Raw genomic sequence first — 19173 nt, 5'->3', positions numbered from 1 at the left:
GCGTGAAGATCACTGTCGACATGAACCTGTGCGAGAGCCACGGCCAGTGCGTCTTCGCCGCCCCCGAGATCTTCTCCTTCGACGACGACGACTACCTGGTGTACGACGCCACCCCCGACGACGCCCTGCACGACAAGGCCGTCAAGGCCGCCGCCGTCTGCCCCGTCCGCGCCATCCTCGTCGAGGCGACGCCGTGACCGTGACCGCGCCAACCCCGGCCGGGGCCCGGGCCGGGGAACGTCCTGAGCGAATCGTCGTCGTCGGCGCCTCGCTGGCGGGTCTGCGCGCCGCGCAGGCGCTGCGCGAGGCCGGCCACCAGGGGCCCCTCACTCTCATCGGCGCCGAGAACCACCCGCCGTACGACCGGCCGCCGCTGTCCAAGGAACTCCTTCAGGGCAAGATCACCCCGGCCGGTCTGGCGCTGGAGGACACCGCCCCGCTCGGACTGGACGAGTACTACGGGCGCCGCGCCGTCCACCTGGACACCGCCGCCCGCCTCGTCCATCTCGACGACGGGACCACTCACCCGTACGACGGCCTGGTCATCGCCACGGGCGCCACTCCGCGCGCCTGGCCCGGGCCGCTGCCAAGCACGGGCGTGCACACCCTGCGCACCCTGGACGACGCCCACGCGCTCAAGGCGGACCTCGATCCCGCCACCCCGCGGCACCTGCTGATCGCGGGCGGCGGATTCATCGGCTGCGAGATTGCCTCCGTAGCCCGGGAACTCGGCCACACCGTCACCCTCGTCACTCCCGAACCGCTGCCGCTCCAGGCGGCGATCGGCCCCGAGGCCGCGGCCTTCCTGACCGCGCTGCACCAGGACGCGGGCGTCGAGATCCTCACCCACCACACCGTCACCGCCGTCGCGGGCACCGACCGCCCGACCCACGTCACCGTCAATGGCCCGGACGGCACCCGCACTCTGCCCGCCGACACGGTCCTGCTGGCCCTCGGCGCGGTGCCGCGGACCGACTGGCTGACCGGTTCGGGCCTCCGTATCGACCAGGGCCTGGTCACCGACGAGTACGCCCGGGTCCTGGACGGCGCGGGCCGGCCCCAGCCCCGGATCACGGCGGCCGGGGACGTCACCCGCTTCCCCCACCCGCACGCCGACGACCTCATCAACCTCGGCCACTGGAGCAACGCCGCCGAACAGGCCCGGGCGGCGGCCCACAACCTGCTCCACCCGCACGATCCTGTCGCCTACCGCCCGGTCGCCTCGTTCTGGTCGACGCAGTACGGCGTCCGCCTGCGCGCGGTCGGTCTGACCCGCCAGGCCGACCGTACGGAGGTACGGGAAATCGACCCGGAGCGCCGTCGTCTCGATGTCGCGTACTACCGCCAGGGGCGGCTGATCGGCGCGCTGACGGCGAACAGGGCGGCTCGTATTACGGCTTATCAGGCGCAGCTGGCGGACGATATTAGTGGTGGGGTTTTGGCTCTGGTGTGAGCCGCAGGGGGTGGGCGGGGCGTACGTGTCTGAGCGCGAGGTCCGGGTGGGTGTGACGTGGTGTCCGCCCTCCTTCCGAGAGTCGCGCCTTCCACCACCGCGTCAAGGGCGCTCCCTTCGGTCGCGTCACTGCGTGATGGGCTGCGCCCACCCTTGACCCGGCGCTTCCAGGCGCGAAAGACACTCTCGGAGGGCGGCCCGGGGGGAAAGGTCCACGCGGGGGCTGGCTTGTCGGCCGGGCGCCGTGGGCGGGTGGCGGGGCGGTGGGGTGGGTGGGGTCCGGGTATCGCTCCGGTCGGCTCGTTGGCCGCGCGCCGGTGGGGTGGGGCTCGGTTTGCGGTCCGGGTGGGTGGGACCGTGCCCGCCGGCCCGGGGTGCGCGGCAGTGAAATGGGGCGGCCCGGCCCGGCTCAGCGAATGACCGCCGTCGGTGAGCTGGGATTCATGCCCCGCTGGTCACCGCCCGGGGGCACCAAAGAGTCGCCGAGGGCACATACGGAGACCACCCCCGCGTTACCAAGCCACGACGTAAGTCGAAATCCCCGCCGAAAATGGGGCAGGGGTGAACTCCTGTGACTCCAGAGGCACTCCCGGACCCTCGCGAGCGCACTTACTCACGCGGCCCGGGGCGGAAGGCGCTACTCCGCACTCTCCGTGGGGCGGATGTGAACTGGTGTGACGCCAGAGGCAGCCCCGGGTCCTCGCGAGCGCACTTTCCACCCGCCCGGCGGGCCGAATACCTGCCCGCTCTGGGACCGGGGTCGGCTCATACATCAGGCCCGGAACCTCCCCAAAGGTTCCGGGCCTGACGCCATGTCGACTACGAGTACTGGATGCCCCACAGGTTGTTGCTCCGCTTGACCGGAGCGATGTTGCCCGACTTCTTCCAGTCCTTGACCTTCTTGCAGCCCGACGAGGTCGACGCCCAGTGGTAACGCGTGACGCTGAAGCCCTTCGCCTCGTGGTACATCATCAGGCGCCCCTTGGTCTTGCCCGGCTTCTTCGCGACCGTGGCCGCGTACGTCCACGTGTCGGACTTCGACCAGGTCTTCCCGACGGAGACACTGAACGAGCTCGACACCTTGCCGAAGATCACGCCGGCCTCGGCGCCGACGGTCGCGGTTCCCGTGGCCGTCCAGGTGCCGGTCTTGTTCTTCGAGTAGCTGATGCGCACGCCCGGCTTGGCCCAGTCGCTGTGGATGTTGGTGGGCATCCAGACGGTCTTCTTGTCGCCGATCGTGTACATCCGCTCTTCAGAGCACCTGATGCCTGCCGAAGCGGGTGCGGCGGAGGCTGCTATGACACCGGTGCTCAGCACAGCGGTGGAGAGAACGGCGCTCATAAGACGCTTCACGTGGAATCTCCGTGTTCGAGGTGCATTGCCGGGACACCTCATGCCCTGCCGGCCGTTTTCCACCGGCATCCGCATTTCCCGAGGTGAACCGCCCTCAGAATGCCCCGCAGCCCGGGGGGGGTGTCGTTGGCTGTGAGTCCACCGTTTCTGGCTCTGCGTCTACTCATCGCCCACCAAAGCGGAATGCATCACTCCGCACCGGCCGTGGGGCAGAAGTGAATCCCTGTGACAACAGAGGCACCCCCGGACGCTCGCGAGCACACTTACCCACCCGGGCGGGATGGAATGCGCAGGGCGGCGTCGTTCAGGGGTTCTGTCCGGTTTGATCACGTGATGCCGAGGGTGGCCAGCGGTCGGGCAGCGTCTCGGCTGTGTTTGCACAGGCCGGCCCTTGGCCCTACGTGGATCGGGCACGGTCGCGAGGCGGTCCAGCAGCCGCGAGTGTTCCCCGGGCTCGCCAGCGCGGACGGTGGCGAGCCGGCCCAGGCCGACGGGGATGGGCGACGTTGATCGGGCAGGCACGGTCTTCCGCCCTGCGATGACAGCGGCCAAGACCCTTCCCCGCGTACGGCCGGTTAGCCGCGGGCGTTCCACACCAGCGGGGCGCGGCGGATCCACGTCTCCCCGTCGACGGCGTCGAGGAGGAAGCGAGCGAGGTCGGCCCGGTTGATCCAGCGCCCGGGGGCGGTGGTGCCGGCCTCGGCGGCGCGCAGGGGGCCGGTGGCGGGCTTGTCGGTGAGGGCGACGGCGCGGGCGAGGGTCCAATCGGTGTCGGAGGCGCGGACGATCTGGTCGACGCCGGTGTGGTCGGTGAAGCCGACCTTGATGTTCGACAGGTTGATGAACGCCTTCACCAGGGGGTTGAGGCGGGCCCAGTCGTCGCCGGTGCCCTGTGAGGAGGTCAGGGCGATCCGGCGGATGCCCTGTTCGGCCATGACGGTCAGGGTGTCGCGGGCGGCGTCGGTCATGAACATCGGCGGGCTGACCGGCTTGGCCCAGGGGTTGTCGGAGGTGCGGGCGTTGTTCAACACACTGATCACCGCCTGGGTGCCCTGGGCGGCCCGGCGGATGTCGTCGATGTTCGCGGGCGTGCCCTGGATCAGCTCGATGCCGATCGGGGCGTGGACGGCGGAGGGATCGCGGACGAGGGCGCGGACGCGGTGGCCGCGTTCGGCGGCCTGCGCCAGGACGTGGGTGCCGGTGCGGCCACTGCCGCCAAGGACGAGCAGGTCGGTCATGGGAAGCCATCGCCTTTCATGGGGCAAAGGGCCGGGCGGCGGGCGCCGGCCGAGGACGGATTCGGAAGGTCAGAAGGAGTACGGGCCGAAGCGGCCCCAGGCCACCACGACGGCCAGGGCGGCAGCACGGCGTTCATTCCGATCGTGCTGTCCTCCCGGCGGCGGACGTGGAAGGTACCGGCCGGCTCCATCACCACCGCGAGGCCGACGGCGGTGAGCGGGGCGAGGAGCACCGCGACGCCGGTGGCGGCGCTATGGGGGATTCAGCCGTGTGCGGGGACGGCGCAGCCGTCCGGGCCGCAGGCCGGGGCCTCGCCGCCACCTGCGACGGGGGTGAGGGGGTGGGCGTCGTCCCAAGCGGTGCGGAGCAGGTCCAACAGGGTGTCGCTGTCCTGGGCGCCGGGTACGCCGTAGCGGCCGTCGATGACGATGAACGGGGCACCGGTCGCGCCGAGGCGCTGAGCGTGGGTCGCGTCATCGCGGACCTGCTCACGGTAGCGGCGCTGGGCGAGGGCCTGTCGGGTCTGCTCGCGGTCCAGGCCCAGGGTTTCGGACAGCGCCAGCAGATCGTCCAGGGAGAAGACGGGCTCGGCCTTGCCGAAGTAGGTGTCGAAGATCGCGTCCCACGCTTCGCGATTCTTGCCCTGGGCGGAGGCGTGAGCGAGGAACTCGTGGGCCAGGTCGGTGTTGCCGACCTGGTTGTCCAGCACCCGGTAGGGGCTCAGTCCCTCGGCCGCGGCCAGTGCCTCGATCCGCCGGGTCGACACCTCGGCCTGACCGCCGCCCACACCGTGCCGTCGCAGCAGAGCCTCGCGGACAGAGAAAGTGCGGCCCTCGGGGAAGCTGCTGCTGAGCGGGAACGAGTGGTGGACCACCTCCACCTCGCCCGCGTGCTCGAACCGCTCCACGGCCCGCTGCAGGCGGTGATGACCCAGCCCGCACCAGGGGCACGTCACCTCGGACCAGATGTCCACCTTCACCGTGCGCCTCCAATTCTTACGACTTGTTCGTAACGCCATGGTGGACCAGCATGGAAGGAGGTACAAAAGGCACATCCGTGTGCGTGCCGGAGAGGAATGTGCGTGATGGGGCGGGCAAGCGAAGTGGCGGCGACCGGTGAACCGAAGGCGGTCGGGGCGGCGGCGATCGGGCCGTGCGCGGCGATCCCCGCCGAGCACATGACCTTCATCCGCGAGGTCCTGGACCGCGTCGGCGACAAATGGAGCCTGCTGCTGATCGCCGTCCTGGAGCCGGGCCCGCTGCGCTACACCGACTTGCAGCGCCAAGTCCCCGGGATCTCCCAGCGCATGCTCACCCTCACCCTGCGCCAGCTCCAGCAGGATGGCCTGATCTCCCGCACCGCCTACGCCGAAGTGCCCCCGCGCGTCGAGTACGCCCTGACCCCGCTCGGCCGTGGCCTCCACGAGATCGCCACGTCCCTGGTCGGCTGGGCCGCCGCCCACCATGACGAGATCCGTGAGAACCGGGCCCGCACGACCTCACCGCAGCCGAGTACGGGTGCACGCGCCCGAGCCACCGGAGACCGTCACCGACGGTAGCGAAACACGCGGCTGCCCGACTCCCCCTCGGTGGTCGCGGTTGGAGGATTCCCCCTGGCCACCGACACGGTGATCAGGAACTCGACACCTCATGATCACTCGGAGGCCGTGCTCGCCTCCGGTCCAGCCCGGTCCGCGAACCCCTCAGTCACGTCAGCTGCCTGAACCGGCATCAAGAGGGACACATCGCCTGAACGACGCCGCCCTGATGGAATGCGCTGCTCCCCACCCGAGGTGGGGCTGGTGTGAACTGGTGTGGCTCCAGAGGCGATCCAGCCGGGCTCGGCCACCGCGCGAGCGGGGTTTCCCCCGTTCCCGCCCACCGGGGGTGACCAGCGGGGCATGAATCCCGACCAAACGACGGCGGCCGGTCGCCGAGACGGCCCGGGCCGCCCCATTCCACGGCCGCGCACCCCGAACCGGCGGACAGAGTCCCACCCAGCCCGGCTACAAACCGAGCCCCACCCCGCCGGCGGACGGACAACGGAACCGCCGGAGCGATACCCGGACCCCACCCCGACCGCCGGCCCGCCACCCGCCCACGACGACCGGCAACGAACAACGGTGTCGCGTGGAGCCTTTCCCCCGGCCCGCCCTCCGAGTGTGAAAAGGCTCCCGTAGCCGGGCGGTCAAGGGTGGCCGAAGGCCATCGCGCAAGCGACGCGACCGAAGGAAGCGCCCTTGAGGGCCCGGCGAAGGGGGCCACACTCGAAAAAGAGGGCGGGCCACCACCCGAACCCACCACACACGCCCACCCATAGGACCCGCTCTTCGCCCACCCCCTGCACCCCGCCCCATCCCCCACTCGCGTGCCCCTGCCCCGCACCCCACCCCCACCCTCACCCGAACTCGTACCGAACCCCCGTCAGCCGCTCCGACAGCTCCCACAGCTCCCACCTGGGCCTGCTCGATCGCGCGTTCGCGGTGGTGGCCCCGGCGCTGGACGCGCACGATCAGGAGGAGGCAGCCGGGCGGGCGGCCGGGAAGGGGTGACGCGGTGCCGAAGAAGGACGAGCGGGGAAAACTCGAACGGGCGAAGAACACGCGAAAGGAAAAGGGGACAGGGAAGCCAGATGAGCGCGGGGAGCATGCGCCCGGCCCCGGCGCGGACGGCGGGCAGTCGGTACGGGAGCTGCTGAGGCTGCCCGTGGGCGAGCGCGTCGACCTCTCCGCGTACGACACCACCGGCGTCTCCCGCACCCCCCTCACCCCCGACTCCTCTGCCCCCGACTCCTCTGCCCCCGGCCACCCCGCCGCCGGCTGGATCCCCTCCACCAAGGCCGCCGGTCTCGCCGCCACCAAGGCGCTCGCGCCCCGGCTGGCCGGGCTCCAGGAGCGCCTGTTCGCGGCGAGTACGACGGGCGATCGGCGCCGGATCCTGCTCGTCCTCCAGGGCATGGACACCAGTGGCAAGGGCGGCACGGTCAAGCACGTCGCCGGTCTGCTCGACCCGAACGGCTGCCGTACCCACGCCTTCAAGGCCCCGACGGACGAGGAGAGCGCCCGCCCCTTCCTCTGGCGGGTCGCGCGCGTCCTCCCCCGGCCCGGCGAGATCGGCGTCTTCGACCGTTCGCACTACGAGGACGTGCTCGTCGCCCGTGTCCGCGCGCTCGCGACGCCTCCCGTGATCGAGAACCGCTACGGCCAGATCGCCCGCTTCGAGCAGGCGCTCGACGACGAGGGCGTGACCCTCGTCAAGGTCTTCCTGCACCTGTCCTACGAGGAGCAACGGGCCCGGCTGCTCGAACGGCTGGACAATCCCGACAAGCACTGGAAGTTCAGCCCCGGCGACATCGAGGACCGCGCTCTGTGGCCCGCGTTCCAGGAGGCGTACGAGATCGCCCTGAAGCGGTGCGCGACCGACCGTACGCCCTGGTACCTGGTCCCGGCCGATCGCAAGTGGTACCGCAACTGGGCGATCAGTTCCCTGCTTCTGGAGCATCTGGAGGAGTTGGATCCGCAGTACCCGAGGGCGGACTTCGACGTCGCGGAGTGCCGTAGACGTCTGCTCACCTCATAATCAGCTAATTTCCCCAGGTGACCATCCCTGCACGAAGATTTGCAGCAATCGCCCTTTTCGGTGCCGTTCTTGTCGGATGCGGCGGAGGCGGGGACGCATCCGAGCACTCCGCGCCCCCTAAAGCCGACGCCTCGAAAGCCGACACCGCCGCGAAGGCCGACAGCCCGAAGGCCGACGGCACCCCCGCCACCGGAGCCCGCCACGCCCCCGGCCACCCCGAGAACCAGCCCGCGAACCAGCCGGCCGACGCCGTACGCAAGGCACCCCCCACCCTCGCCCCGGCGGCCGGCGGGCTCACCCCGGTCTACAGCCACCGGGCCAAGAGCACCGAGAAGGTCGTCGCCCTCACCTTCGACGCCGACATGACCGCCGACCAGGGTCCGCGCGCGGCGGCGGGCGAGCACTTCGACAATCCGCAGCTCATCGAGACCCTGCGCCGCCTCAAGGTCGACGCGACCGTGTTCATGACGGGCCGCTGGGCGCAGGAGTACCCCGACCAGGCCAAGTCCATCGGCAACGACCCGCTCTTCGAGGTCGCCAACCACTCCTACAGCCACTACGCCTTCTCCAGCCCCTGCTACGGCCTGCCGACCGTCGAACGGGGCGAGATGGCGGCCGACGTCCAGCGTGCCTTCGACGCCTTCCGGGACGCCGGGGTCACCCATGTCGTGCCGTACTTCCGCTTCCCCGGCGGCTGCTACGACGACGCGGCCCGGCGCGCCCTCGCCCCGGCGCGGGTCACCGCCGTGCAGTGGGACGTGGTGAGCGGCGACGCCTTCGCGACGGACGCGGACGCCGTCGCCGAGGAGGTCCTCTCCGGCGTGAAGCCGGGTTCCCTGGTCGTCATGCACTGCACGCGCAGCGCAGCGCCGGTGACGGAGGAGGCGATCCGCCGGATCGTTCCGGAGCTGCGTGCCAAGGGCTACCGCTTCGTCCGGGTGTCGGAACTGATGAGCCGCTGACTGACCGCCCCGGCGGCGCCGGACCGACTACTCGTCCACGAACGGCACCCTGGCCCGGCCGCACCCTGGTCCGGCCGTACGTCCGGTCCGTACGTCCAATCCATACGTCGGGTCCGTACGTCCGATCCGGCCGCCCCGATCCGCTCCCCGGTCCCGTCGTACGTCCGTCAGCCTTCGCGGTGACGAAGCGCCTCGTCCCGGCCCGGCGCCGCCTCCCGGCGGAAGAGCCAGTCCAGCCGGGGTTCGACCAGCGGACGCAGCAGCGTCCGGACCGGCCGCGTGCACAGCAGGACGGCAAGGGCGACGGACACGACGGTGAGCACCGCCAGACCCGGGACTCCCTGGACGAAGGGGTGGTCGAAGACGCCTGCGGCGACCGCGCCCTGGCGGATGAAGGCGTGCAGGAGGAAGGCGCCCATGGTTCCCGCGCCGAGCGCGGTGAACCAGGTGCGGCGAGTCGGGACGAGGGCCAGGAACGCGGCGGTGAGGACAAGGCCCGCCGCGCAGACGGCCCCGGCTTCGGCGGCCCAGCGGGCGTAGCCGACATGGAGGTCCGGGGCTCCCGCGCTCCGGTACAGCCAGAGGGCCTTCATGTCGGGTGCGATCTTGTAGGCCGCCGCGCCGGCGACGGCGAAGACGGCCACCGCGGCCCCCTTGACCCACCGGGTCTCCCGCAGCCAGGCGAGGTGCCGCGGCTCCACCGTGAGCCCGAGGACGAAGAAGGGCAGAAACTGCAGGACACGGGTGAGGGACAGCTGGGCCCCGAATGAGAAGGCTCCGGAGGCCAGGAATACAAGGGTCGCCACGGTCACGGGGGCGCGCAGCATCCGCCAGAACGGCACGGACAGGCGCCAGAGGAAGAGCGCGATCAGGAACCAGGTGACCCACACCGGCGTGAGCGGTTCGATCGCGATCGGTGTGTCCTTGACCTCGGCCGTGAAGAGCGCGAGCAGGACCCCCCAGACGAGGAAGGGAATCAGCACACCGCTCGCCAGCCGCCGTATCTGCCGGGGCTGAGCGGTGAAGCCGCGCGAGAAGAACCCCGACACGAGGATGAACGCGGGCATGTGGAAGGCATAGACGAGCAGGTAGAGCGCCTTGGCGACCCGCTGTTCCGGCTCGCCGATCAGCGGCTCCCAGAAGTGCCCGCACACGACGAGGACGACGAGGAGGAGTTTCGCGTTGTCGAAGTACGCGGCGCGTTCGGACGGAGCGGCCCGCGCGGTGTCGGGACTCTGGACCGGTGGCGCAAGCTGGGACACGTACTTCCTCGGGTGGTGACGTTCTCGGGGGGGCGCCCGACGGGCGACGGCCCCGTCCCCACTCCTCGTGAGTCCGGTTGCCGCCTGCCGACCCTAACCGCGTACGGGTGGTGCGAGCCGCCCGCCCGGCGTCGCGCACGAATCCGCCGACCGGACCCTTCGGGAGGGACCGAGGCGTGCACCTTGGGTAAATGCCCTTGTCAGGGCCCCACTCATCCCTGTGTCATATGCCGGTCTGTGTAGGCGCGGTGAAGCGCATATGACTCTTGGGTGGGGAACATGAACATGAAGCGAGGGCACGCTCCGCGTGCCCGCGGATCGAGACGGCTCGCGACCTTCGCCCTGGCCTGGGGCCTGACGGTGAGCGCCCCGTCGCTGCTGGCCCTGGCCGGCAGCGCCCAGGCCGCCGAGCAGGCGCCGGGGCTCGTGGGGCCCGGGGACCCGGTTGTGACGTCCAGCTCGGTGTACGAGCCGTGTGTCACCGGCGGCCCCGTGTGCGAACTCCTCGGTGGCCCGAACCAGGCGGGGTCGTTCACCTTCGGCACGGGCGCCGAGGGGACGAGTACCCACTACCAGTACCGGTTCACCTACGAGTCCTCCTGGAACGACTGGGCGCCCATCAGCGACGGATCGTTCACCATCGGCGTCCTTCCTCCGACGTCCGGAACCTTCCTCCTGGAAGTCCGGGTCAAGGACGCCCAGAACCGTATCGGTCAGACGACGGTGATGTTCCAGGTCAAGATGGGATCCGCACCGGTCGGCCACTGGGACTTCGCCGAGGAGTCCGGCGCCGCCGTGGACCGTTCCACGGACGACCCCGCTCTTCGGCACGACCTGACCCTCGCCGCGTCCGGCGCGAGCCGCGACGACCACGGCCGCCGGGGCGAACTGACCGCGCAGGACGGCACCAGGACGCAGGACCAGGCGCTGGCGCTGACCGGCGCGAGCCAGGGCACGTCTCAGGGCGCGGCCTGGAGCACCGAGCCGGTCGTCGACACCCGGACCTCCTACACCGTGACGGCCTGGGCGCGTCCGGAGACGGCCGGTGCCGGGGACGCCACGGTCCTGAGCCAGGACGGCTCCCACCGCAGCGCTTTCTCCCTGGGCTACTGCGGGGACGTCCGGACCTGGTGCGTACGGCTGCCCGACACGGACGGCGCGGAGGGTACGGATGGCGACTCCGGGACCCGGCGGGTCGACGCGCTGCACGCGCCGCAGCCCGGGGCGTGGACCCAGCTCGGTCTCGTCGTGGACAACGCGGCGAAGAAGCTCCAGCTCTATGTGAACGGCGCGCCGCAGGGCAGCACCGACCTCACCGCACCCCTGTGGCCCTCGACCGGTGGCCTTCAGGTGGGACGCGCCAAGGACGCGGGCTCGTACAAGGACTACTTCCCGGGCGAGATCGACGAGGCGACCGTCTGGCAGCGCCCGCTGTCGCCGCAGGAGATGGCCGGTCAGGCCGATCTGATCGCTGCGGGAGGCCAGGCCCATGTCGAGCTGGTCGCCCGGTACGGCCCGGCCGGTGCCACCGGTTCCGTCCTGCCCGACACCAGCGGTTACGGGAACACGCTGACGCTGTCGCCCTCGGCCTCGCTGGACGGCGAGAGCATCAAGCTGAACGGCGTCGACGGCTTCGGTTCGACGGAACGGCCGCTCGTGGACGACACCGGCTCCTTCACCGTCGCCACGGAAGTGGACGTGGACACCGAGAAGCTCTACGCCATGCCCAAGGGGACCCGCTTGCAGGTGCTCGGCCAGCAGGCGGGAGCGACGGGTTCCTCGTGGGGCATCTGGTTCGAGAAGACCGGCATGAAGGACGACACCAGCGCCCCTCCGGTGTTCGACGAGGAGACCGGCGAGATCACCTTCCCGCAGATTCCCGCCGGAAAGTGGCACTTCGGGCGCGTGACCTCGGACGGCACCGCCGTCTCCGTCACCAGCAATGAATCCCTCACACCGAAGGGCAGGATCGGGCTCACCGGTGTCTACGACGCCAAGACGAGGACCGTCTCCCTCTACACCGCCGATAGCCGGCAAGGCGTTCCGACGGCCTACCAGGCCACGGTCGGTTCGGGCTTCACCGTCGGAATGGACGCGACCGGGAGCCACCTGTCCGGCCGGATCAGCGACATCCGGGTGTGGGCGGGCGCCCTCACCAACTCGCAGCAGCTGTCGGAAGTCGTCGGCTACTGACCCGTCGAGCTTCCGCTTCTTTCCTCGCACACCACCCCGACCGGGGCGGGCGCACCACGCGCCCGCCCCGGTCGGCATATGCGCCGGTCGACGTGTGCGCTCGGTCGGCATATGCCCCGGTGGCGCGTCCACCCTGCCGCCGTACGGGTGTACTGACCTGCGCTGCCCCGCTACGCACTCCCCCACGCTCCGGCCCCGGCCTCTGCCCCGTACCGGTCCCGGAGTGTCGCCACGAGGCCGGACGTCTCCTCGGCTCCGCCGGCGATGGTCACCTCCCACGAACCGCTGTCGATCGCCTCGAAGACGACCAGGCATCCGCCGAAGTCCAGCGCCGCCAGGCGGTCCGGTGCGAGGCGGGCGCGGTCCTCGGCCGCCACGAGGATCAGGTCCCAGCACTGGTCGAGGCCTGCCGCGAAGGCCCGTACCCGCTCCCAGGTCATGGGCAGCCCCTCCGGCGCGGCGAGCAGCAGGTCCTGGAATTCCTGGTACGTCAGACCGTCGGGAAAGCTCCCGACCCCGTCGTACTCCAGGAGGCTCCAGGCCCAGTCGTTGTCCGGGACGAGAGCGAGCAGTTCGGCGAGAACGACCGTCCGACCCGGGCCGCGACGCATCGTGAACTTCACGCGCGTGCTCATGACCGTCGGCCCGTGGCGCGGACGGCGAGGGTCACGGCCGCCGCCGCGAGAGCGAGGGCGAGGAGAAGGGCGGGCCAGGGGTACGGGGCGGTGACGGGGGTGGTGCGGGTGGCCCTCGTCAGGGCGGTCAGCACCGTACGGGCGGGGAGCCCGCGGTGACCAGGGCGGGCAGATCGCCGGGAGGGCGGGTGCCGCCGGTGGCGGTGATGCGGACCAGCGGCCCGGATTCGAGACCCGCGGCGAGCCGCAGCAGAGTGGACTTCCCGGTGCCGTTGGCGCCGGTGACCCGGGCGAGGGTGCTGGCAGGCAGCTCCAGGCTCACCTGGCGCAGCACCCACGGCCCGCGCGGGCCGTAACGGCGTCCGATGCCTTCGAACCTCATCCGGACTTCGTCCCCCCGACCTCGTTCCCCGAGCGCGGCCCTGAGTTCGCCCCGGCCTCTGCCCCTGGCTCCCTCGCCCTCGTCGTCCCGTAAGACGGTCAATTCGCGACCTTCTGCGGGGTCGCCTCGCTCGGGCGGACGATGACGAAGCCGTCACCGTCCAGGCGGAGCTGGACGGCCTCGCCGGAGCCGCCACGGATCATCGAACCGAAGGACTGGGAGCGGTGCAGCGAGGTCTGGAGCTGCTGGCTCCAGCCGACGACGGCGTCGGTGTCGACGAAGACCGGCGCCTGCGGGGTGACGGGTATGACGATCGGGGTGCCCTCGCACATCAGGGCGAGCTTGCCGTATCCGGTGAAGACGCTGTTGAACAGGCCGCCGCCGGTCATGCCGGCGCCCTTCACCGTCTTGATCTCGTAGTGGAGGGTGGAGTCGAAGCAGAGGACGTTGCGACCGTTGACGGTCAGCGCGTCGCCCTGCTCGATCTCCACGATGAAACAGTTCTGCGCCTCGTGCGCGAACCAGGCCTCGCCCTGACCGCGTACGGCCATCAGCGCCAGGCCCTCGCCGGTCACGGCCCGCTTGAGCAGGCCGCCCAGACCCTGGCTCTTGTGCTCGAACTGAAGGTTCCCCCGGAACGCGACCATCGAGCCCTGCCGGGCGTGCATCTCCCCGTTGACGGCGTACTTGACCGACTTGGCGTTCTGCAGGGTCATGCCCGGCGCCGTGGCGGCCTCGGCAAGGTGCTCACTCGCGAACAAATCACTCTTCATGACAGGCATCCTGTCCCGTACGCACCGGTTCCCACAAGGAAAACCCGGGGCGGGCTCCGCCGGGCGCGGTGGCAGACTTGCCGGGTGAGCAGCAACGACACCGAAGCGCGCGACGACCTCCGCGACGAGAAGCCCGAGTTCGTCCTCCCCCTGGTGGTGCGGATCGAGCGCGGCGCGCCCCCGGCCCGTACCGACGCCCTGGAGACGTCCGCCCGCGCGGTCCTGACGATCCTGTCCGACGAGCGGTCGCTCGGCGAAGGCCCGTGGGCCCAGGCCATGACGGACTGGCAGGACACCCGGATCCGCAAGGTGGTACGGCGGGCGCGCGGCGCGGAGTGGCGCAAGGCGACGACGCTGCCCGGCATCACGGTGACGGGTGCCACGACGGGCGCGGCAGTGGCCGACGCGGCGGGGGCCGGCGGGACGGACGGGACCGGCGAGCCGAGCGGGGCGGAGGCTCCGGCTCCGGCTCCGGCTCCGGCCGAGGTACGGGTCTTCCCGCCGGTCCCGCTGGACGGCTGGCCCAAGGAGCTGATCAAGCTCCAGGTGTCGGGTACCGACCTCGACGACCCGGCCGAGCCGGGCCCCGTCCCGGACGGCGCGGCGGTGCTGTGGCTGAACCCGGGGCTCGACATGTCGGCGGGCAAGACGATGGCCCAGACCGGGCACGGCGCCCAGCTCCTGTGGTGGAGCCTGCCGGACCCCGCCCGGGCGGCCTGGCGCGCGGCCGGTTTCCCGCTCGCCGTCCGCACCGCCACTCCGGAGCACTGGGCGCGCCTGACGGCGAGCGACCTCCCGATGGTCCGGGACGCCGGCTTCACGGAGATCGCCCCCGGGCTGACTGTTGTAGTCGAGGGCAGCGAACGCTACCGCCCGCTCCCGCGCCTTCGGCGCCCATAGCCGCACCGGATTTCCATGTCGGAGCCTGCCCGAGCACGTCGGCTCGCCGATGAGGAAGGCCGGATCCCGCCAAGGATCGGCGGGGCCGGCACCAGGCGGCCGACGCCGCCGCCGACCGCATGGCGAGACGAACCTCGCCGTCTCCGAGAACCATCCACTCGACCTCCACGCCGACCCCAGGGAAGAGAAGGTCGGTCACACGCGGCACCGATACCGCTTCGGCAGGGCGATCCGTGACGACGTCTCACCCGACGAACCGGCCGACTACTGCTCGCACGCGCTGACCGCCGCCGGCGGGCTGTCCTCCGAGGCCGCCGTCCGGCGGCTCGTCGACGTCGTGCCGGCGGAGCCGCGCCCTCCAAGCCGAGTGGCGGCCGACCCGGCGTCCGGCATTGCGGCCGGCCCGATCACGGCCTCCCACCTGGTCGGCTCCCGCGCCGGGCGGGCGACGCCCGGAACGACCAGATGGATATCGGGATCTTGATTCTTTGAGTAGAAGTCGACTCGTCTCACATTGAGAAAGAACACATCACGAGACGCGATCAAAACGGAGGACGGGCAGCCAGTATTACCGAGCGTGAGCTTAGAGCAATTCCGCGCCAGGTATTCCCACCCACCGAACGCTCGACTACAGTCTTCCAACTGACGGACCGCAAACAAGGGTCGGCTCGGCCGGGTCGAAGTTTCACGCCCGGTACTCCAAGACAGGCCGGGGGAGTTGTTTGATGGGGGGCTACAAGCGTCGACTTCGACACGACGCGTTCGAATACCTTGAATACCTGCGTGATCGCGGCTCGAACGGAATGCTGCGGATACCCTGGGGCGGCTGGTGCGTGACTGATGTCACCAAGGCCCACTCGGTGCTACGCGACGCGGAGTTCAACAGTGGACGGTCGTCCTTCTTCTCCGGCATGCTGCCGACCCGCGACGCACAGATCGAGGTGGGTCGCGCGGTCCGCAATCTACTGCGCTCACAGCTGCCCAAGTACCGCGCGGCGCTCGTCGTCGAGGTGTCTCGACTGCCGGCCACCAGCCAGTGGCCCGCTGCCGGCATCGACCTGATGTACCGATCGATGAGGGACATTCTGTTGCATCCGGAAAGCCCGGAGCACCTGCGGCGCCTCATGGACCGAGGCGTCCATGGCGGCATCATGTTCCAGGCGCCGAGCACCTGGCAGCGAATACGCGCGGAATTCCTGCGCGCGAAATTTAATCCAGCTTTCACTGAAGAGGTCGGCCGGCGCCGGAAGAATCCCGCGGACGAGCCCCGCGACATACTGGATACCCTGGTCGCCACCTGCTCGGAATCACTGCCGGACGAAACCGTTTCCGCGTTGTTCGGGACGATTTACCGTTCGTCGGTGGCGCCGTCCAGTTCCACTCTTGCCTGGTCCGTTCTCCTGGCTTTCATGCACCACACCTCGGATTCTCCGCTGCCCTGGCCGGCGGACTGGATCGTCCGCGAGGCCATGCGACACCGTCCCATGGTGTGGATGGTCGGCCGGGCCCTTCCGCACGCCACCGAGATCAATGGTGTTTCCTTCAACGCGGGCGACTTCGTCTCCGCCAGCCCCTATCTCATGCACCATGCCGAACAGGGCTGGACCAATCACGACGTGTTCCGCCCCGAACGCTGGGGCGAACCCGAGCGCGGCCCCTATATACCGTTCGGCGCGGGCCCCTTCACCTGCTCCAGCGCGGCGGTGGCGATGGAGCTGATGACAGACGCGCTGACCGCCCTCACCGATGGTGCCCGTGTGAGCGTCACCGGGGGTGACACGCGCCCCGTCATGATCGAGGGCGCCGTCCCTCGGCCCTTCACCCTCCACCGCAGCGTCAGGCAACTCCACGCTGCCGGGAAGAAGTGAACGACGCAGCCGCTGTGTGCCGCATCCTCACGACCAACCTCCGCAGGGCCCGCGTGTGACCCGCCCTGCTGTCCTCCACTCGGCGAACCGCCGACGACACGACCAGCGACCCCAAAGGGGGTGATCGACATGGCAGCGATCCGTCGCGTCTTCAAGACCAGCCTTCGTGCGGCTTGGCAGTGGCCGCCGGGCTGACGACTCACCCGATGGCCCGTCAACGACACCGAAGGGAGGTGACTGACATGGCAGCGATCCGTCGCGTCTTCAAGACCAGCCTTCGTGCGGCTTGGCAGTGGCCGCCGGGCTGACCCCGAGCTCGACGAGTACGCACGAGGAACCGAGCGGGAGACTCGCCGATTTTTCCACGGCCCCGGGCCGGAGTCGACGTTCGCACGGCCCGCCTCGCGCGTCCCGTGTAGTGGCCACGTGTGCTGAAGCCAGGGGAGCCGCCACCGTCGGGATCGACGGCGGCGGCTCCCCTACTGCCACGTCAGGCAGCCTGTCGCGATCGCCCGTGCGCGCGGTGTCGAGGTGATCGGTAGTTGCCAACGGGGCAGAAGGTCGTGAGGTCCTTGATCTTCTACGCGACCGGCTCGGCCTGAAGATCGCGACCGGTACGGTTCGGCTGCAGGACCCCGGCACAGGGAGATCGCCCCCGGTGCGGAGGCAGTGATCTCGGAGTTCCCTGCGGCGGGCCTCGTGGCACGGTGAGCCCCAGAGGCCGGGTGCGGGGCCGGGGCCGGACGAGGCGCGCGACGCGGTCGCGGTCAGTGCGGCATCCAACGGGTGCACGGAGTCGGATCCGCCGGACGGCGGCAGCGGGCCCGGGCCCACAGCGGCGCGGAACTCAAGGGGCTCACGGGGCCCCCGAGGCGTACACAGCGGCGAACCTCAAATGAAGCTCTGAACGTCTCTTGATCCGGATTCGAACGCGTGCTTCCGGGCCATCAGGTCTGGGACCGTACCGGCCGAGAAGGGGGACGACGGCATGGGGGAGACGGAACGGAAGCGGGCGCCGGGGGCGCCCGCGCAGCTGGGGGTCGGCATCGGGTGGCGGCCGGAGATCGCGGAGGCGGTCGAGGCCCTGCCGGGGATCGACTGGGTCGAGGTCGTCGCCGAGAACCTGTGCGCCGACCATCTGCCGGACTCGCTGGTCCGGTTGCGGACCCGCGGGACGACCGTCGTACCGCACGGCGTGTCGCTGGGCCTCGGCGGCGCCGACCGGCCGGACGCCGGGCGGCTCGCCGCGCTCGCGCGAAAGGCGGAGCTGCTGGGGGCGCCGCTGGTGACGGAGCATGTGGCGTTCGTACGGGCCGGGGGGCCGCTGACCGCCACACCGCGCCTGGAGGCGGGGCACCTGCTGCCCGTGCCGCGCACCCGGGACGCGCTCGACGTGCTGTGCGAGAACGTACGGATCGCCCAGGACGCGCTGCCGGTGCCGCTCGCCCTGGAGAACATCGCGGCCCTGATCGCCTGGCCCGACGAGGAGCTGACGGAGGCGCAGTTCCTTTCGGAGCTGGTGGAGCGTACGGGAGTACGGCTCCTGATCGATGTCGCCAATCTGCACACCAACCACGTCAACCGGGGCGAGACCCCCGCCGAGGCGCTGGCCGGGCTGCCGCTGGACGCGCTCGCGTACGTACACGTGGCGGGCGGCCTGGAACGGGACGGGGTGTGGCACGACACGCACGCCCACCCGGTCCCCGGGCCGGTCCTCGACATCCTGGCGGACCTCGCCGCCCGGGTCGCCCCGCCGGGCGTCCTGCTGGAACGCGACGAGAACTTCCCCGCACGCGAGGAACTCGCCGCCGAACTCGCCACGATCCGTACGACGGTGGCCGCCGCGCGGCCGCGACCGCTGCTGATCGGCGCGGGCGCGCGGGTCTCGGGCGGCGCGATGCCGGACCCGGCTCCGGTCCGGGTCACGCCGGTTGCCTCGGTCACACCCACCGCCCCGGCCACGCCAGTCGCACATCCCTCGCCCGTACCCGTGCCCGCAAGGGACCACAGGCGGGACCACGGCCGGGTCGGCACCCTGCGTGCCCGGCAGCGGGTCGGGGTCGCCCAGACCGCGCTGCTGTCGTCGCTGGTCGCGGGCACTCCGGCGCCCGAGGGGTTCGACGCCCGGCGGCTCGGGGTGCAGAGCCGGGCGCTGGCGGGCAAACGGGCCGACGTGGTGGGGAAGGTGGCGCCGGAGCTGCCGGAGATCCTCGGCGCGGAGTACCGGCCGGCGTTCCTCGCGTACGCCCGCAACCGGCCCATGACCGACGGCTACCGGCACGACGCCCTCGACTTCGCCGAGGAGCTGCTGGTCGCCGACCGCCCCGAGGACCCGGCCACACGCCGGCGACTCGCCGCGTGGTGGCGGGAGCGGGCGGGCACCCGGCCCCCGGGCCCGGCCGCCCGGCTCGCCCACCGGATCCGTACGGCCCTGCGCCCGCACCGGGCCTGACGGGCCGACGGGCCGACAGGCTGAGAGCGGGAGGGATGGGCGGTGGTCAGCGCCGCCGCCCGGCCCTCGTCCCCGCCCGCGCGGACGGCCGCACGAGCGGATCCAGGGGGCGACGGCGAGGCA

The 19173-nt window shown here is 71.0% G+C and carries 16 protein-coding genes; 9 read left to right on the top strand and 7 right to left on the bottom strand.

Going from position 1 to position 19173, the window contains the following annotated elements; translation table 11 throughout:
- Positions 1 to 2 precede the first annotated feature (2 nt).
- Entirely contained in the window at positions 3 to 197 is a 195-nt protein-coding gene (locus ACGFRB_RS13865) for a ferredoxin (RefSeq protein WP_363012206.1), read from the top strand.
- A gap of 2 nt (positions 198 to 199) precedes the next feature.
- Complete coding sequence (locus tag ACGFRB_RS13860; RefSeq protein WP_393242836.1) at positions 200 to 1453, top strand: NAD(P)/FAD-dependent oxidoreductase; 1254 nt, start codon at positions 200 to 202, stop codon at positions 1451 to 1453.
- Between the two features lie 819 nt (positions 1454 to 2272).
- Here the strand turns inward: ACGFRB_RS13860 and ACGFRB_RS13855 are convergent.
- The 3 genes from ACGFRB_RS13855 to ACGFRB_RS13845 all read right to left on the bottom strand — a co-directional run bounded on the left by ACGFRB_RS13855 (position 2273) and on the right by ACGFRB_RS13845 (position 5024).
- Positions 2273 to 2698, bottom strand: coding sequence for a hypothetical protein (locus tag ACGFRB_RS13855; RefSeq protein WP_363012181.1), 426 nt, complete (start codon positions 2696 to 2698; stop codon positions 2273 to 2275).
- A gap of 683 nt (positions 2699 to 3381) precedes the next feature.
- Positions 3382 to 4044, bottom strand: a complete 663-nt coding sequence (locus ACGFRB_RS13850; RefSeq protein WP_393242834.1) for an NAD(P)-dependent oxidoreductase — start codon at positions 4042 to 4044, stop codon at positions 3382 to 3384.
- A 263-nt stretch (positions 4045 to 4307) separates the two neighbouring features.
- Entirely contained in the window at positions 4308 to 5024 is a 717-nt protein-coding gene (locus tag ACGFRB_RS13845) for a DsbA family protein (protein ID WP_393242832.1), read from the bottom strand.
- A 105-nt stretch (positions 5025 to 5129) separates the two neighbouring features.
- Here ACGFRB_RS13845 and ACGFRB_RS13840 point away from each other — a divergent pair, with 105 nt between their 5' ends.
- The 3 genes from ACGFRB_RS13840 (at position 5130) to ACGFRB_RS13830 (ending at position 8585) form a co-directional block, all read left to right on the top strand.
- Positions 5130 to 5603, top strand: a complete 474-nt coding sequence (locus tag ACGFRB_RS13840) for a helix-turn-helix domain-containing protein (protein ID WP_363012175.1) — start codon at positions 5130 to 5132, stop codon at positions 5601 to 5603.
- 997 nt (positions 5604 to 6600) lie between these two features.
- Positions 6601 to 7623, top strand: a complete 1023-nt coding sequence (locus ACGFRB_RS13835) for a PPK2 family polyphosphate kinase (RefSeq protein ID WP_393242830.1) — start codon at positions 6601 to 6603, stop codon at positions 7621 to 7623.
- A gap of 17 nt (positions 7624 to 7640) precedes the next feature.
- Positions 7641 to 8585, top strand: coding sequence for a polysaccharide deacetylase family protein (locus tag ACGFRB_RS13830; protein WP_363012174.1), 945 nt, complete (start codon positions 7641 to 7643; stop codon positions 8583 to 8585).
- A 167-nt stretch (positions 8586 to 8752) separates the two neighbouring features.
- Here the strand turns inward: ACGFRB_RS13830 and ACGFRB_RS13825 are convergent, their stop codons facing one another.
- On the bottom strand, positions 8753 to 9847 hold the full coding sequence (locus tag ACGFRB_RS13825; protein WP_393242828.1) for an acyltransferase family protein: 1095 nt from the start codon (positions 9845 to 9847) through the stop codon (positions 8753 to 8755).
- 279 nt (positions 9848 to 10126) lie between these two features.
- Between ACGFRB_RS13825 and ACGFRB_RS13820 the strand changes: the two genes are divergently transcribed.
- Entirely contained in the window at positions 10127 to 12040 is a 1914-nt protein-coding gene (locus ACGFRB_RS13820; RefSeq protein ID WP_393242826.1) for a LamG domain-containing protein, read from the top strand.
- A gap of 170 nt (positions 12041 to 12210) precedes the next feature.
- Here ACGFRB_RS13820 and ACGFRB_RS13815 read toward each other — a convergent pair whose 3' ends face one another.
- The 3 genes from ACGFRB_RS13815 to ACGFRB_RS13805 all read right to left on the bottom strand — a co-directional run bounded on the left by ACGFRB_RS13815 (position 12211) and on the right by ACGFRB_RS13805 (position 13830).
- Complete coding sequence (locus ACGFRB_RS13815) at positions 12211 to 12675, bottom strand: hypothetical protein (RefSeq protein ID WP_393242824.1); 465 nt, start codon at positions 12673 to 12675, stop codon at positions 12211 to 12213.
- Positions 12676 to 12802: 127 nt separating this feature from the next.
- Positions 12803 to 13057: an ATP-binding cassette domain-containing protein gene (locus ACGFRB_RS13810; RefSeq protein ID WP_393242822.1), complete on the bottom strand. Its 255-nt coding sequence runs from the start codon at positions 13055 to 13057 to the stop codon at positions 12803 to 12805.
- 98 nt (positions 13058 to 13155) lie between these two features.
- Positions 13156 to 13830, bottom strand: a complete 675-nt coding sequence (locus ACGFRB_RS13805) for an AIM24 family protein (RefSeq protein ID WP_363012170.1) — start codon at positions 13828 to 13830, stop codon at positions 13156 to 13158.
- An 84-nt stretch (positions 13831 to 13914) separates the two neighbouring features.
- Between ACGFRB_RS13805 and ACGFRB_RS13800 the strand changes: the two genes are divergently transcribed.
- The 3 genes from ACGFRB_RS13800 (at position 13915) to ACGFRB_RS13790 (ending at position 19050) form a co-directional block, all read left to right on the top strand.
- Positions 13915 to 14730 carry a peptidyl-tRNA hydrolase gene (locus ACGFRB_RS13800; protein WP_393242820.1) on the top strand — a complete coding sequence of 272 codons (816 nt, stop codon included), beginning with the start codon at positions 13915 to 13917 and terminating at the stop codon, positions 14728 to 14730.
- 725 nt (positions 14731 to 15455) lie between these two features.
- Complete coding sequence (locus ACGFRB_RS13795) at positions 15456 to 16598, top strand: cytochrome P450 (RefSeq protein WP_393242818.1); 1143 nt, start codon at positions 15456 to 15458, stop codon at positions 16596 to 16598.
- Between the two features lie 988 nt (positions 16599 to 17586).
- Positions 17587 to 19050: a DUF692 family multinuclear iron-containing protein gene (locus ACGFRB_RS13790; protein ID WP_393242816.1), complete on the top strand. Its 1464-nt coding sequence runs from the start codon at positions 17587 to 17589 to the stop codon at positions 19048 to 19050.
- Positions 19051 to 19173: the final 123 nt, after the last annotated feature.

The organism is Streptomyces sp. NPDC048718 (assembly GCF_043198875.1).
Taxonomy (GTDB): domain Bacteria; phylum Actinomycetota; class Actinomycetes; order Streptomycetales; family Streptomycetaceae; genus Streptomyces.
The sequence above is the reverse complement of the archived record's forward strand: the minus strand, read 5'-3'. Positions and strand labels throughout refer to the sequence as shown.

Coding starts and splice junctions, on each gene's coding strand:
- ACGFRB_RS13855 (WP_363012181.1), bottom strand. CDS start 2,698: ATGTACACGATCGGCGACAAGAAGACCGTCTGGATGCCCACCAACATC.
- ACGFRB_RS13850 (WP_393242834.1), bottom strand. CDS start 4,044: ATGACCGACCTGCTCGTCCTTGGCGGCAGTGGCCGCACCGGCACCCAC.
- ACGFRB_RS13840 (WP_363012175.1), top strand. CDS start 5,130: ATGGGGCGGGCAAGCGAAGTGGCGGCGACCGGTGAACCGAAGGCGGTC.
- ACGFRB_RS13820 (WP_393242826.1), top strand. CDS start 10,127: ATGAACATGAAGCGAGGGCACGCTCCGCGTGCCCGCGGATCGAGACGG.
- ACGFRB_RS13815 (WP_393242824.1), bottom strand. CDS start 12,675: ATGAGCACGCGCGTGAAGTTCACGATGCGTCGCGGCCCGGGTCGGACG.
- ACGFRB_RS13810 (WP_393242822.1), bottom strand. CDS start 13,057: ATGAGGTTCGAAGGCATCGGACGCCGTTACGGCCCGCGCGGGCCGTGG.
- ACGFRB_RS13805 (WP_363012170.1), bottom strand. CDS start 13,830: ATGAAGAGTGATTTGTTCGCGAGTGAGCACCTTGCCGAGGCCGCCACG.
- ACGFRB_RS13795 (WP_393242818.1), top strand. CDS start 15,456: ATGGGGGGCTACAAGCGTCGACTTCGACACGACGCGTTCGAATACCTT.
- ACGFRB_RS13790 (WP_393242816.1), top strand. CDS start 17,587: ATGGGGGAGACGGAACGGAAGCGGGCGCCGGGGGCGCCCGCGCAGCTG.